The organism is Chitinophaga sp., assembly GCF_036566945.1.
Classification (GTDB): Bacteria; Bacteroidota; Bacteroidia; order Chitinophagales; family Chitinophagaceae; genus Chitinophaga.
The window spans coordinates 1-14,215 of sequence record NZ_DATCVJ010000705.1; the positions used below are offsets into that span (position 1 = coordinate 1).

Annotated in this window: 15 protein-coding genes and 1 tRNA gene; 9 read left to right on the forward strand and 7 right to left on the reverse strand. The window is 44.9% G+C overall.

The annotated features are described in order from the left end of the window. Together VIP81_RS21235 and VIP81_RS21240 are read right to left on the reverse strand one after the other, a co-directional pair. A partial coding sequence (locus VIP81_RS21235; RefSeq protein WP_331965963.1) for an NAD(P)-dependent oxidoreductase occupies positions 1-607 on the reverse strand: 607 nt, incomplete at its 3' end. Between the two features lie 9 nt (positions 608-616). Next, positions 617-1,108: a hypothetical protein gene (locus VIP81_RS21240; RefSeq protein ID WP_331965966.1), complete on the reverse strand. Its 492-nt coding sequence runs from the start codon at positions 1,106-1,108 to the stop codon at positions 617-619. Positions 1,109-1,212: 104 nt separating this feature from the next. Here VIP81_RS21240 and VIP81_RS21245 point away from each other — a divergent pair, with 104 nt between their 5' ends. Continuing rightward, entirely contained in the window at positions 1,213-1,845 is a 633-nt protein-coding gene (locus tag VIP81_RS21245; protein ID WP_331965969.1) for a hypothetical protein, read from the forward strand. Between the two features lie 179 nt (positions 1,846-2,024). Continuing rightward, the gene (locus tag VIP81_RS21250) at positions 2,025-3,500 is read left to right on the forward strand and encodes an RICIN domain-containing protein (protein WP_331965972.1); all 1,476 of its coding nucleotides are present in this window, start codon (positions 2,025-2,027) and stop codon (positions 3,498-3,500) included. Positions 3,501-3,610: 110 nt separating this feature from the next. Here VIP81_RS21250 and VIP81_RS21255 read toward each other — a convergent pair whose 3' ends face one another. Beyond that, positions 3,611-4,735 (reverse strand): acyl-CoA desaturase, encoded by a 1,125-nt coding sequence (locus VIP81_RS21255; RefSeq protein WP_331965975.1) that lies wholly within the window; start codon positions 4,733-4,735, stop codon positions 3,611-3,613. Positions 4,736-4,924: 189 nt separating this feature from the next. On the opposite strand from VIP81_RS21255, the gene VIP81_RS21260 reads away from it, so the two are divergent. Beyond that, positions 4,925-5,713, forward strand: coding sequence for a TerC family protein (locus VIP81_RS21260; protein WP_331965978.1), 789 nt, complete (start codon positions 4,925-4,927; stop codon positions 5,711-5,713). Between the two features lie 113 nt (positions 5,714-5,826). After that, positions 5,827-6,219 (forward strand): acyl-CoA thioesterase, encoded by a 393-nt coding sequence (locus tag VIP81_RS21265; protein ID WP_331965981.1) that lies wholly within the window; start codon positions 5,827-5,829, stop codon positions 6,217-6,219. Positions 6,220-6,221: 2 nt separating this feature from the next. Here VIP81_RS21265 and VIP81_RS21270 read toward each other — a convergent pair whose 3' ends face one another. From VIP81_RS21270 to VIP81_RS21280, 3 genes are read right to left on the reverse strand one after another with little or no spacing between them, the layout of a single operon-like run. Continuing rightward, positions 6,222-6,617, reverse strand: a complete 396-nt coding sequence (locus VIP81_RS21270; RefSeq protein WP_331965984.1) for a DUF1634 domain-containing protein — start codon at positions 6,615-6,617, stop codon at positions 6,222-6,224. A gap of 10 nt (positions 6,618-6,627) precedes the next feature. Further along, a complete protein-coding gene (locus VIP81_RS21275; protein ID WP_331965987.1) occupies positions 6,628-7,461 on the reverse strand; it encodes a sulfite exporter TauE/SafE family protein in 834 nt (277 codons plus the stop codon). 10 nt (positions 7,462-7,471) lie between these two features. Next, on the reverse strand, positions 7,472-8,125 hold the full coding sequence (locus VIP81_RS21280; protein ID WP_331965990.1) for a FadR/GntR family transcriptional regulator: 654 nt from the start codon (positions 8,123-8,125) through the stop codon (positions 7,472-7,474). Positions 8,126-8,307: 182 nt separating this feature from the next. On the opposite strand from VIP81_RS21280, the gene VIP81_RS21285 reads away from it, so the two are divergent. The 3 genes from VIP81_RS21285 to VIP81_RS21295 all read left to right on the forward strand — a co-directional run bounded on the left by VIP81_RS21285 (position 8,308) and on the right by VIP81_RS21295 (position 12,930). Beyond that, entirely contained in the window at positions 8,308-9,036 is a 729-nt protein-coding gene (locus VIP81_RS21285) for an SGNH/GDSL hydrolase family protein (protein ID WP_331965993.1), read from the forward strand. After that, entirely contained in the window at positions 9,033-10,679 is a 1,647-nt protein-coding gene (locus VIP81_RS21290; protein WP_331965996.1) for an FAD-dependent oxidoreductase, read from the forward strand. Before VIP81_RS21285 ends, VIP81_RS21290 begins: the two co-directional genes overlap by 4 nt. A gap of 412 nt (positions 10,680-11,091) precedes the next feature. Then, positions 11,092-12,930, forward strand: coding sequence for a hypothetical protein (locus VIP81_RS21295; RefSeq protein ID WP_331965999.1), 1,839 nt, complete (start codon positions 11,092-11,094; stop codon positions 12,928-12,930). A gap of 88 nt (positions 12,931-13,018) precedes the next feature. Here VIP81_RS21295 and VIP81_RS21300 read toward each other — a convergent pair whose 3' ends face one another. Next, entirely contained in the window at positions 13,019-13,351 is a 333-nt protein-coding gene (locus VIP81_RS21300) for a DUF4870 domain-containing protein (RefSeq protein ID WP_331966002.1), read from the reverse strand. 240 nt (positions 13,352-13,591) lie between these two features. Between VIP81_RS21300 and VIP81_RS21305 the strand changes: the two genes are divergently transcribed. Then, complete coding sequence (locus VIP81_RS21305; RefSeq protein ID WP_331966004.1) at positions 13,592-14,074, forward strand: DUF4126 family protein; 483 nt, start codon at positions 13,592-13,594, stop codon at positions 14,072-14,074. A 66-nt stretch (positions 14,075-14,140) separates the two neighbouring features. Further along, a tRNA-Gln gene (locus VIP81_RS21310) sits at positions 14,141-14,211 on the forward strand. The last annotated feature ends 4 nt before the right edge of the window (positions 14,212-14,215 follow it).

Sequence of the window (14,215 nt, forward strand, 5' to 3'; positions counted from 1 at the left end):
TTTCGGGCTTATCTATGACGTCGCTGATATAGCCTGCCAGATCTGCTCTGGAAATACTGAAGGGCTTTTTAAGATGTGTGCCGATAGCTACCTTATACTGGCCGGTGGCAGGCGTATCTTTTAGCTGGGGAGGACGTACAATGGTCCAGTTAACCGGACTGCCGTGTAATTGCTTTTCCATCAGCAGTAAGTCTTTATAAGAATGCCTGAAAATTTTCCCGACAATATATTTTATCAGCCATCTCTGCCAAAATACCATCACGGAATTTGTTTCAACGGGCAAAGCGGAAATGCATATTAATCGTTTGCTGTCAGGGTTATTCATGGCTTGCAGAATATGTTTCATGCCATGGGAGTATAAAGTAGTTGGCTTCCGGGAACGATTACCCACTGCGGAAATAATGATGTTATGTTGGTGTACCTGGTCCGCAAATGTTTCGGGTTGTGTAATATCCCCTTTTATGATCAGCAGATGGGGATGCTGCATGCTGACTTTTGCGGGGTCGCGTGCGATGGCTGTTACATGATAGCCTTTGCGGAGCAGGTTTTCGGCGATGATGCTTCCGGTGCCGCCGGTAATTCCGAAAAGAAGAATAGGCTGTTTCATACAATAATCTTAATTGGGAAGCTTGTCGGGTCTGACAACACTCACTAAGATGATTAAAAAGAAAAGTATCAATTGAGCAAGGTAAAACCATTGCAATGTTTCTCTGACGCTAATGGTTTGAGACAGGAAGTTAGTGGGAGATGCTGTAATGAGGGATCTCAATTTATTCCCTTGTTTGTTTCCAACAAACATTCCATTCGTTATCAGTAACATGACCAATACCATCTTTACCCTGAACCATCGCTGATCCCACCAGTTGCCATTTACGAGTGTGAGCATGGTGATACCTGTGATTAATATAATGATAGCCCCTGTTCGTACAAAGGCGCCATATCGGGCCATTAGAGGAAGTAGCCCCAGTGCGCCGCTGTTATCTCCGCGGTCAGCAAACTTCCAAAAGGTGCTAAAGGTGAAATAATCTATAGTGGTGGTACCTGCCATGATTACGAACCCCATGATGTGGAAGGCCAATAGGATTTTTAGCAAGAAGTACATGTTCATTTTACTGTATTTTGGTAGTATTTATTGTAAATTAAAACCTTTTGGTATAAATAACCAACTATTTGGTATTTATTTTATTTATTTGCTACTAAAAGGGATTAACTATGAATCAAACTGTTGAATTGGTCAGGCTCTGGGGAGAATATGAACAAATTAATTCCGGTGCTACTATTGAAGGATTTTGCCGCAGCATATTAGCAGGATCTATCAGAAAGGAGAAGCAGGTGGCACCTGAATGGCAGCTGCGACCAGATTTAAACGGTGCTTTAATTAAGCTGATCAGCCGCATCGGGAAATTCCAGATGATATATACCAATAAGGCATTGGAAGGAACCGAATTAGACCAGATGGAGGAGTTTGGAATCATGGTCGCCATTTTTAACGGGAAGGAACCCATTAAATCAGAAGTGATTTTCAGTAATATGCTGGAGCTGTCAAGTGGTACTAATATATTGGTAAGACTGAAGAGCAAAGGCCTGATCAGTGAATATGATGACCCGGAAGATAAAAGGGTAAAGCGGCTGCAGCTCACGAAGAAAGGTGAAAAAGTATTGAAGGCGGCAAAAGAGCAAATTCTTAAAGTGGTAGCGATGCTGGCGCAGGATTTAACGGATGATGATAAACAACTATGCCTGCAATTATTAACCCCTATAGACAGCCGTTTTTCAGCAGTGATACAAAAACAGAAAGGGAAATCATTTGATGAAATATACGAGGAGAATACCGGCAAGCTTTAGACCTTGCTGCCGGTATACCGCATAAAGAAGCTGTTTGTTTTAACGAATACTAATTTACCCCCTGTTTTAAACGATTTACTCCCCCGATCTCCTTGGGGAACAGCCCTATATTGCCAAAGCAATTCCACTAATAAGCTGATCGCATTAACCCTCATCTTTCACGTTAAAAGTTATTAGTTATGAAACGATTACTATTCTATTTCCCGCTCATTGCTTTGTTATCCGGTTGTTCCAAAAATATGCAGGATAACATTTCCACCAACAAGGTAAAAGACAATGCAGTCACGGCAACGGCGTTGCTGGCTGTGGTGCCATCCGATTTCAAAGGCGTTAACTGGGCCGACCCGGCGGACAATTTCAAAGATGATTTTGTAGTACCCAGCGGATTAAATTCCGCGGATAGTTATGCCACTACCCAAACCAAAGCAGTGAACATTGTCAATGCTTTTAAGCAAAGGGGCGCCAATACCATTCGTATGCCCATTAATCCACCTTCCGTACTGCAGGCTTGGTGGGGCAGCTATACCGCCGCTATTGATACAGCGGCCAATAGTGGGATGAAAGTTATCCTTTGTTATTGGGAAGGCAGCAGCTCCCGTGACGGTATAGTAGACAACACCACTCAATTCTGGAGTATGTGGCAGGTAGTGGTGAATAAATACATCAATAATAGTAATGTTTATTTTGAAGTATTTAATGAGCCGCATGGTTATAGTTTATCCAATCTGAATAATCTGTATGCAGACTGGCTCACAAATTACCCATCCGTGCCTAAAAACAGAATTCTGCTGGATGGCGCCGGCTATGCAACGGATGTGAATGGAGTAGGGGCAGACAGCCGGTTGAATACCTGTTTACTATCTTATCACAACTATACCTGGTTCGACAACAGCAAAACAACGACTGCCGACTGGGAGTCGGCGATATCGGATATTGGTTATCCTGACAGGACGGTGGTGACCGAGTTTGGTATTCCTATGACCAGTGGGAAAGACTATTTGGGTGCGCCGGGAACGGACCGGGAAATTGCTTATTTCCAGGGCATCACTAACCGGGTGTTATCCCGTGGCATAGGTTGTGTATACTGGCCCGGATTAAGAGATGGAGACGGGTATAGTTTATTAACATTAAGCGGCACTACCATCACCACCAATAACGCTTCAGGGCTTTCGCGCTTGCAATATGCCTGGGGTATTAATACCATTACACAACCTTCCGGCGTATTTGATGGCAATGCATGGTATAAGATCGTGGGTCGGCAGAGTAATAAAGGACTCGATGTGAACGGTTCTTCTACCACCAATGGTGGAGGTATTGTACAATGGGATTACTGGGGAGGCAATAATCAGCAGTGGAAATTAACCAGTTTGGGTAGTGGATTGTTCAGCGTTACCAATCGTAACAGCAATAAATCGTTGGATGTGAATGGCAGTTCCACTATGGCTGGTACTGGTATTGTGCAGTGGGACTATTGGGGCGGTGCCAATCAGCAATGGAAAGTAGTGGATGTGGGTTTTGGATATTACCAGGTAATGAATGTGAACAGTGGATTATCGCTGGATGTAAACGGTGCATCTACCGCCAATGGCGCCGGCATTATTCAGTGGTATTGGAGCGGCAATGCCAATCAGCAATGGCAGATCGTAAAATTGTAGGTGATCATCATCCGATCAGTCTTTTCGTGGAAGCGTATTAAAAGCAGCCGTATCAAAAGTAATGGAAAGCGAAATTTCTCTTCATTACTTTTGATACCTCTTTTTTTTGTTTAGTGTTTGCGGCTGCCGGCAACACCCAGTTGTTTCAACATGCGCGCGTGTTCCCACAAAGCATGAATAAAAGTAGGTTGTACCTGGTAAGGCAAATTAAATGCAGCTGCTTTTGCTTTTATAATAGGTGCGAGTTTCCGGTAATGCACATGACAAATGCCGGAGAAAAGATGGTGCTCAATCTGGTAATTCAATCCGCCTATGCACCACGACAGCACCCTGCTGCGGGGCGCATAATTGGTGGTATTCACCACTTCATGGATGGCCCAGCTGTTTTCCATTTTCTTCACATCATCTACTATTATTGGTGTAGCAAAATCAGAAGCGGTCATTACATGTGCAGGCTGGAAGATGCAGGCCAGTGACAATCCTGCAATGAAGTGCATCCCGAAGAAGCCCGTCAGTACCCAATACCAGGGCATACCTGAAAACAATAACGGTAATACGAGGATATATCCATAATAAATTACTTTGAATACAGAAATCCGGAACATGGCCTGTTTTAACGAAACTTTTTGTTTTACCAGCAACCCATGATTTTTATAACGCAATACCTGCAAATAGTCTTTGGCAGTCATCCAGAACAAAGTCATCAACATGTAAAAGAACCAGGCGTAAATGAACTGATACCGGTGATACCAGTGCCGTGGCTGGTTAGGAGAGAAACGCAAAAATTTAATACTATCAATATCCTCATCCAGTCCGGAAACATTGGTATAAGTATGGTGCAGTATGTTATGTTGTATTTTCCAGGTAGCGGCATATCCACCGATTACTTCTAATATGTGGCCAATAAAATTATTGACACTTTTTTTAGGAGAAAACGCGCCGTGGTTAGCATCGTGCATGATGGTAGCACCTATACCAGTCATGCCCAGCCCGGTGAGCAACCACAAGCCCAGGTACAGCCAGATGTTACCGGCGCCGGCACCCACTACCATTAAAATATATGGTACAAAGTATAAGGAAAGCATCACAATGGTTTTAATCCACATCTCTCTATTGGCATAAATAGAAATTTTATTGTCGGTGAAGTATTCCTGTACCGCAGCCATGGCAGCTTCTATAAAGCTGTTATTGCCGCGCGGAGCAAAGCGCACTATATGCCATTCATCTTTTTTCATTTTCATCGTTTAAGAAGGAAACAGAAGTTATGTAGGTGTAAACAAGCGGGAAGAGAAAGGTCTAATCGTTGTCGTAATGTCTGTAATTTACGACAATTTGTTTTAGCAGGTATTTTAGCAGATTTTATCGCTAGTAAAAAAGAAAGTATATTACGGTTTACACATGTACAACCTATATAACTGTCAATTATGGAACACCTGCTTACTGTAGATTCACTGATCAGTCTTCTCACGTTAACGGTACTGGAAATAGTACTCGGTATTGATAACATTGTATTTATTTCTATCCTCGCGGGAAAACTGCCGGAAGACAAGCAAAAGAAAGCCCGTCGTCTTGGATTGGGCCTGGCAATGTTTGTACGTGTTTTATTGTTGCTGTCTATCAGCTGGATTATGTCGCTTACCAAACCACTTTTTAATGTAGGGGAGTGGATCGGGATACAAAATGTAGCATGGCTGGAAAAGACGGCTATTTCAGGACGCGATCTTATTTTGCTGATAGGTGGATTGTTCCTCATTTATAAAAGTACGGCAGAAATACATGAGAAGCTGGAAGGCGGTGAGCATGCTAATGCGAAAGGAAAAGCGCTGGGATTTAACCAGGTGATTGTACAAATTTTGTTACTGGATATTGTGTTTTCGCTGGACTCCGTGATTACTGCCGTAGGAATGGCGGATCATGTGGAGATCATGATTGCCGCGGTGGTTATAGCGGTAGGTGTAATGATGCTGGCCTCAGAATCGATTAGTCATTTTGTGAATAAACATCCTACCGTGAAAATGCTGGCGCTGTCTTTCCTGTTGCTGATTGGTGTTTCGCTGATTGCAGAAAGTTTTGATCAGCATATTCCTAAAGGATATATTTATTTTGCGATGGCATTTTCTGTATTTATAGAGGTGCTGAACCTGAAAATGAGATCACGCGCTGAAAAGCCAGTGAAGCTGCATTCGCCCGAATTACCGGAAAAAAATAAATAAGGTATTCATCTCCCTGAAAAAATAAAGTGATAGCGGAAAGTGGCAGGCAAAGTAGTACATGATATGTAAGAATGGAATAGCTTTGCCTTTTTATCAGTAACAAAACTATTGTCATGAACTTTTACACACGGAAATGGGTAAAGCCGGAGGATCTGAATGCACATGGAACATTATTTGGCGGCAGTTTGCTGCGCTGGATCGATGAAGAAGCCGCTATTTATTCTATTATTCAGCTGGGTACTAATCGCTGTGTGACAAAGTATATGTCTGAAATCAACTTTATCAACTCTGCCAAGCAAGGCGATATTGTGGAGTTAGGGATTAAAGCCACCCATTTCGGCCGTACTTCATTGACGCTCACCTGCCAGGTAAGAAATAAGATTACACAGAAAACAATTCTGACAGTGGATAAAATGGTGTTTGTAAGCGTGGATGAACATGGCAAACCTGTACCACATGGCAGAACAGCTATCACGTATACGGATGAACGATTGAGAGAAGAATAGTGTTATACTTTCAGTCCGCCGAACATACTGAACAGGATAATGCCCAGCACTATCATGGTAATCACCACATAGAGTTTATCTTTTTCTATAGCAAATGCAATAAGGGAGAAGAAGATACGGAGAATGGGCGTTGCTAATAATACGAGCACGCCCAGTTGTATTATTTCGGTGGCGTTGCCGGTGGCCACGCCGTGGAAAATGCCCCGGAAAGACGTGTAACCGGCGCCTTCTCCTTTGAACACGCTGTAATCTGGAATGCTGGCGCCGCCCTGCTGTACCAGGTAAAAAATGCCTCCCAGCAGTGCTATGGCGCTGGCAGTGATCACGCCGGTTCTCAGTACCTGGCCAATGAATAATTCAATGTCACGGTCTACTAATAATTTCTTCAAAGGTTTCATGTGGCGGTTGTTAAAACTGATGATGTAATCCGTTATAGATCATTTCGATGGCTACAAAGGTGATGGCCACACCAAAGATGATCCGCAGGGTAGTGGGGTTGATCAGGGTAAGTATTCTGGCGCCGGTAAAAGCACCGCCCAACACACCCAATATTACCGGGAAAGCAATACCCGGATCAATATATCCCCTTTGCAGGTATACGACTGCACTAGCCGCGGCAGTAACACCAATCATAAAATTGCTGGTGGTGGTACTTACTTTAAAAGGAATACGCATGGTACTGTCCATAGCCAGTACTTTCAATGCACCGGAGCCAATGCCCAGCAGCCCTGACAGCACGCCTGCCACCAACATAATAGAAAAACCACCACCCACATTTTTCAGTTTGTAATCAACTACCCCATTCGGTGTAGGATAGCTGCTATTGAGCTTTAGCGCGTAAGATAATTTGCTGCCGGTTTGCTCTGCATGTACATTCTTTTTGCGCATGGTCATAGCCGCAGAAAAGATGAGTACTACACCCAGTAAAATGGCAATAGCATTCACCGGCATAAATACGGCGATGAGGGCGCCCACCACAGCTCCCGCAGTAGTGGCTATTTCCAGGAACATACCGAGCCTGATATTGGTAATGCCTTCTTTGATATAAGCGGTTGCCGCGCCGGAGGAATTGGCTATAGAGGCCAGCAGTGCGGTTCCTATGGCGTAACGGATATCTACATGAAATACAAGTGTGAGCAGGGGAATCAGAATTACGCCACCGCCTAATCCGGTTATCGAGCCTAAAAGTCCTGCCATATAAGCGCTTCCGAGGAGGATCACGCTAAAGATCAGAATATTCATCTTTGTTAGTTTAGTAATTGTTGTCCAGGATATCTTCCATTACCTGCCCGGATAATTTGGCGTTGCCGCTTTTGATGGCTTTATATAAAGCTTCATGTAAATGATGACTGATTGCAAAATGACTGATGCTTTGTGTATCGCGTTTGGAAAAAAAATCGCGGATGACCACGGTGAAGCTGCGAAACAGATCTGCCAGTACGTTGTTACCAGAGGCTTTCGCGATGGCGGTATGAAACGCGATATCCGCCTCCATGCATTGCTGGTACTGTTGTTCCAGGATGGCCTTTTTGCGTTGTTCCAGCAGCAGTTTCAGTTGTTGGATATCTTCTTTGGTATGGTTTTCTGCTGCCAGTTTTACGATTTCATAATCCAGCATGCGTCGCACCTGGTTAATTTCTTCGAAGTCGGCCCGGCGCAGGCGCTGGTCCAGCGATTCCGCTTTGATGGTTTCATTTACAAAGGTACCGGCGCCCTGTTGTACCCGCAGTACGCCCGACATGGCGAGGGTTTTGATCGCTTCCCGGATGGTGGAGCGACCTACTGCATATTGTACCATGAGTTCCGGTTCTGCCGGTATTTTTTGTCCGGGTTTATATTTCCCCTGAGAGATATCTTTTTGTATGGCGTTGATGACGCGGTCTGATAATTTGGATGTCTGATCCATAAATGCACGTTTACGCTACAAAGGTATGATGTTTATTTAAACATCAGATGTTTTATTTTTTGTGTGAGGAACTTCAGGGCAATAGGTGAGCAGCTTTCTTTGTAGAAAATTTACAACAGGATTATTATCTTACTGAACCAAACTCCGGAGCCAACAACGGCATTAAAATAAAATTCCACTTCATGCATCGCAGAAATTTTTTACAAGCCGGGTTATTAACGACCACCCTTTCCTTCCAGGAAAAATATTTCCCCGTCAGGGCGTATACGTCCGCAGGTGAGGGCTTTATTAAGAATGCCGGCATAGGCGGCAACAATACCGTTGACCTGCTTGCCCGTATAGAGCCCGACTGCCTGGTGCATGCACCTGAGCTTACTATCCTGATGATTGGCACCAACGATATGAATTCCCAAAAGCATATCGCATTGCCACAGTATGAAAATAATTTACGGGAGATAGTGAAAAAAATCAGGGCTATTAAAAGCCGGATATTGCTGATGACTATCCTGCCGGTGTATGAGCCTTACTTGTATACCCGCCATCCGATGGCCTTTTACGCGCCGGAAGGGCATGCCGAACGAAAGCGGCAGGTAAATGAGGTGATCCGCAAAGTGGCAGCAGATTATAAGCTGGATTTGCTGGACATGCATTTTATTTTTCAGCAAACAGGTGATATCGGTGAAGGCGCAGACAGTTTGATTAAAAATATGATCAACAGCAAAGTAACAGATGGGGTGCACCCTACGCCGGCTGGCTACAGAACTATGGCGGTAGCCATTTTTGAATACATCCAGCAAAAAAAGCTACCACACAACCGCGTCGTTTGTTTCGGCGACAGTATCACTTTTGGTGATGGTGGTTTGGAAGGAAAAAGCTATCCCGCATATCTTAAAAAATTATTATTTGCATGAGAAAAATAGGTTTACTGATAACGGTGTTGTTATGTCCCGCATTATTTTCCCTGGGCACTGCACCTGTTTATAAGGCAGATGTGATTATTTACGGTGGTACTGCTGCTGCAATTGTGGCCGCGGTACAAGTACACAACATGGGGCGCAGCGTGATCGTAGTATCCCCGGATAAGCATATTGGTGGCTTGTCTTCCGGTGGTCTTGGATTTACAGATACCGGCAATAAATCCGTGATAGGTGGATTGGCGCGGGATTTCTATCACCGCGTTTGGCTGCACTATCAGCAACCAGCGGCCTGGAACTGGCAAAAGCCGGCGGAATACGGGAATAAAGGACAAGGCACACCGGCCATGGATGGAGCAGCACGCACCATGTGGATCTTTGAACCACATGTGGCCGAGCAGGTGATGGAAGATTATGTCCGGGAAAATAATATCCGTATTTACAGGGAAGAGTGGCTGAACAGGGAACAGGGCGTCACAAAAAAAAATGGCAAAATACAGGCGATCACCACGTTGAGTGGCCACACGTATAGCGGTAAAATGTTCATTGACGCCACCTATGAAGGTGATCTGATGGCGGCTGCCGGTGTGAGTTACACAGTGGGCCGGGAAGCCAATGCTACTTATGGAGAAACCTGGAATGGGGTGCAAACGGGTGTGTTGCATCATGGGCATTACTTTAAACAACCTATCAGTCCTTACCGCATTGCCGGTGATGCTACCAGCGGATTGCTACCGCGTGTTTCCGGAGAAGATCCTGGCGAAAAAGGGGCAGCTGATCATAAAATTCAGGCGTACTGTTTTCGTATGTGCCTGACCGATAACCCTGCCAACCGGGTTCCGTTTCCCCGGCCTGCCGGCTATGATGCCACACAGTATGAATTGCTGGGCAGGGTACTGGATAGTGGCTGGAATGAAGTATTCAATAAGTTTGATCTTATTCCCAACCATAAAACAGATGTGAATAACCATGGACCTTTTAGTACGGATAATATCGGCATGAATTACGATTATCCCGAAGGGAGCTATGCCCGCAGAAAGGAAATTATTCAGGAACATGAAACGTATCAGCAGGGACTCCTGTATTTCCTGGCCAACGATCCCCGGGTGCCGGCGGCCATTCAGTCCCGTATGAAAACATGGGGCTTGTCGGCCGATGAGTTTACCGATAATAAGAACTGGCCACATCAACTATATATCCGGGAAGCCCGGCGTATGAAAGGGGTATTTGTGATGACGGAACAAACGGTGCTGGGAAAAAGCGTCGTGCCTCAATCCATTGGTATGGGATCTTATACATTGGATGCGCATAACGCGCAGCGCTATGTGAAAAAAGATGGCTTTGTGCAAAATGAAGGCGATATAGGCGTAGACATTAAAGCGCCGTACCAGGTGGCATATGGGGCCATACTACCACAACAGCAGGAATGCAGCAACCTGTTGGTACCTGTTTGTTTGTCGGCCTCCCATATAGCTTATGGCTCTATCCGGATGGAACCGGTGTTTATGATCCTGGGCCAAAGTGCCGCCACAGCAGCCGTATTGGCGATTACTACCAACAAGGCCGTACAGGAAGTGGATTATGAAAAATTAAAAGCGCAGTTGCTGAAAGATCAGCAACACCTGGAAGCAGGGAAATAAAATAGAAGAGATGCCCCAATATTAAAAATGCAGTAACCCGGTATTCATCCGGATTACTGCATTATCTTTTTTTATAATGAAGTAAAAAAAGAATTTGGGACGACTAACAAAGAAGAAAGGCCGTAATTATGCGATGGTAAGTTCATGCGTAGGATGCTGGTTTTTCAATTTTTCCATATGATCCTTTTTAAAAAATGAATATTACTGCAAAAGTATAGTGCTGTAGCAGATCTCCCGTATTTACTACATCTACAAGGTGACTACAGGGGGGCATTTTTTGTATCTACAAAACAACTACAAATAGTATTTTTGCAGGATGAACCATATTAAATGGAGGCGGATATTTTTGTTGTGTGCCGTCGTTAGCCTGATTTTTAAAAATGTTTTGTCTGCTCAAACGGTGATGGATTCATTGAAGCAGATATTAACCCATCGGGCCTTAACACCGGAAGAACAGGTGTTGACAAGACTGAAATTAAGTCGTGCTTTACTGAGTACCAACCGTAAGGAGGCGCTGGCCAATGCGCAGGTGGCTTTATCGATGAGCCGTTCATTAAAAGATAGTAAGTATGCCGCACAATGTCATTCTTCGCTGGTATCGTTAATGTTTGGGCAGGAAGATACGAAGAAGGTGCAGCAGCAGCTGGACAGTGCTTTTCTGCTGGCGGAGCAATCCGGCGATCCGTTTACCATGGAAAATGTATGGTATCGGAAAGGGTGGCTGGAGAACAGGATAGGTAAGCCACATGAGGCGGTAAAGAGCTTTCAGCAGGCGTTGAAGTATGGTGTGGGGCAGCCGGCCAATAGTTTAGAGACCAGTATTCTATATAATCTTTCTTCCATTTATGCCGATTGGGATGATCTGGAGAATCAATCCCGCTATGCCTTTGCAACCCTGGACGCCGCGAGGCGATTCCCCGATCCGGATGATATGTGCAATGCCTACCAGGCCATTGGCGGCAGTTATGAACATCGGTTTGCCGGGGATACCAGCGCCCGGCAGCTGCTGGATTCTTCGCTCTATTACAACAGGATTGCCTTACAATACTATCAGCAAAATAAGAGCAGGATCAGTTTCCCGAGCATATTGGGGTTGGTGGCGTTGAATACCGCCAATCTGTATGCGGAATATTTTCCACGCAGCTATCGTGATTCTGCCCTGCAATACCTGCAAATTTCACTGGAAATTGGTACCGCTACCGATCAGCAGGAAATCATTGCCAGCAGTTATGGGATGATGAGCAGCTTTGAAATAGCAGACGGGCATTATGATCGTGCCACGCATCTTTTATTGGCAGGATTAGAAACCCTGATGCGGTCTACTGCTCCCGACAACAATGTGATGGCGCATTTCATGAGTTCTTTGTCTGAAGTAGCGGAAAAGAAAGGCGACTTGCAGGAGGCGTTGCATTACGCCCGTGAGTACAGTAAATATTACGCCGCTGCTTTTGATGCGGAGAAAATGTCGATTACCAAAAGGCTGGAAGCGCAATATCAGGCGCAACAGAGAGAGCAGGAGCTGAGTGCTTTGCAGGAAAAAGCAGCCTTCAATAAAAAGCTGAATATCGTATATGTGATATTGATAGTGGCTTGTATACTGGCGCTGGTATTCCTTTTCCGCTCTTATCATTTCCGTTTGAAATCTACTATTCAGCAGCAGGCGTTGCTGGAAAAAGAGAAGCAGGACGCCGTGTTGCAGATGCGGTTGAAGGACGAAGAAACCAGAGCGCTGGCGTTGGAAAAGCAGGAAGCTGCGTTGCAGGCAAGATTGCAAAGTGAGGAAGCGGCGCGTTTGCAGGCCGAGCAGCAATTAATGCAGGCGCAGAAGGAGCAGTTGCAGAAAGACTTGCTGGCGGGGGCTTTGCAGGTAGAACAAAAGAATGAACTGCTGCAAACATTACAGGAAAAGCTACATGAAAAATCGGGCGATCGCAATCTGGTAGGGCAAATTACCCGCATGATAGATCAGCACCGGCGTATGGACGAAGACTTTGAAACGGCCAAAACGGAGCTGGAAAATATTCATCCGGAATTTTTTAGCCGGCTGCAGGAGAAGGCCGCCAACACCTTGACCAGACTCGATTTGAAGCATTGTTCTTATATCTCTATGGGTTTATCTACCAAAGAAATTTCTTCCAGGATGGGCGTCGCACCAAAGAGCATCCTGATGTCGCGCTACCGGATTAAGCAAAAGCTGGGGCTGGGCAAAGAAGAAGGCCTGGATGCTTATTTGATGGGTATTGTGCAATAGTTATATAAAGAATAAGACTGACTTTTTTTAGTCAGTCTTATTCGCGGGATTGTCCCTTTTGGATTGGGTTTCATCGGGTGATATTTCTTTAATCCCGCAGGAAAACAAACCTGTTTTCAAACATCTTTCCTATTACAGGTATCGGTTGTTGTACGTTGTTACTGGCGTTGATGATACCAAAAATCATAAACACCAGCGGTAATAAACCGGCAAACGAGATGATGCCCGCCAGGGCGGCCGGTAAAACGGCGATTACAACGCCGAGTGCAGCAGACCATACGATGCTGGCGATGACGAGTCCCAGGGCTTGTTCCAGGTGATAATTTACCAGCGTACTTCTTTCGTCTTTACTTTTTACATAGGCAACTATCCATCCTATCAGGGTGATGTAAGCAATCATAGCCCATTGATTTGTTTTCATAGTTTGTTCTTTTTTGGTTTAACGATGATGAGTGGCAAAGGTAAAAAGGCCCAATAGCAGTTGGTGTTTGGCGTATACTACACGCTATCTACACGTTCGGAAATAAGGTACTACAAAGTAACTACATCTATCTTTATAAATTAAAAATCAATTATTTGCATATTTTATTATTTTGTATTTTGTGAGAAGCATACACAGCGGGGCATGTAGGCATGGCACAATGATTGATGCCCTGCAGGTATGAAAAAAACAATTTTACCTTCCGCATTACAAGTAATTGGTTTGGGTATCGTTACCGGAATGCGTAGTGCCATGGGCCCCGCTTTTACCAGTTATTTTTTGAGTCAGCAACCTTCCCCGAAGCTACAGCGGTCACCTTTAGCCTTTATGCAAAAGCCCGCCACCGCCAAATTTTTACAAACTATGGCAGCAGGAGAGCTGGTAGTAGACAAAGCACCTGGCGTAGGAGATCGTATAGCCGCTGCCGGTATTGCCGGCAGAGCGCTGTCAGGTGCCTTGGTAGGCGCTACACTTTATCAGGCCAAAGGCCACAAAGCCTGGAAAGGAGGGCTGATAGGAGCCGTGGCAGCAGTAGCCGCCGCCTATGCATTCTTCTATCTGCGCAGGGAAACCGGCAGAAAATACCAGATCAGAGATGCTGCATTGGGAGGCGTAGAAGACGCTATGGCAGTGGGTATAGCGGCAGCGTCGATCAGGAAATAATAGATTTATTTTTTGTAAGTGTTGTTTTCTTTAAGAAAAAAACTACATTTGCATCCCGTTAAACAATGCCTAATAGTATAATGGTAGTACGATAGATTTTGGTTCTATTTGTCTAGGTTCGAATCCTGGTTGGGCAACAAA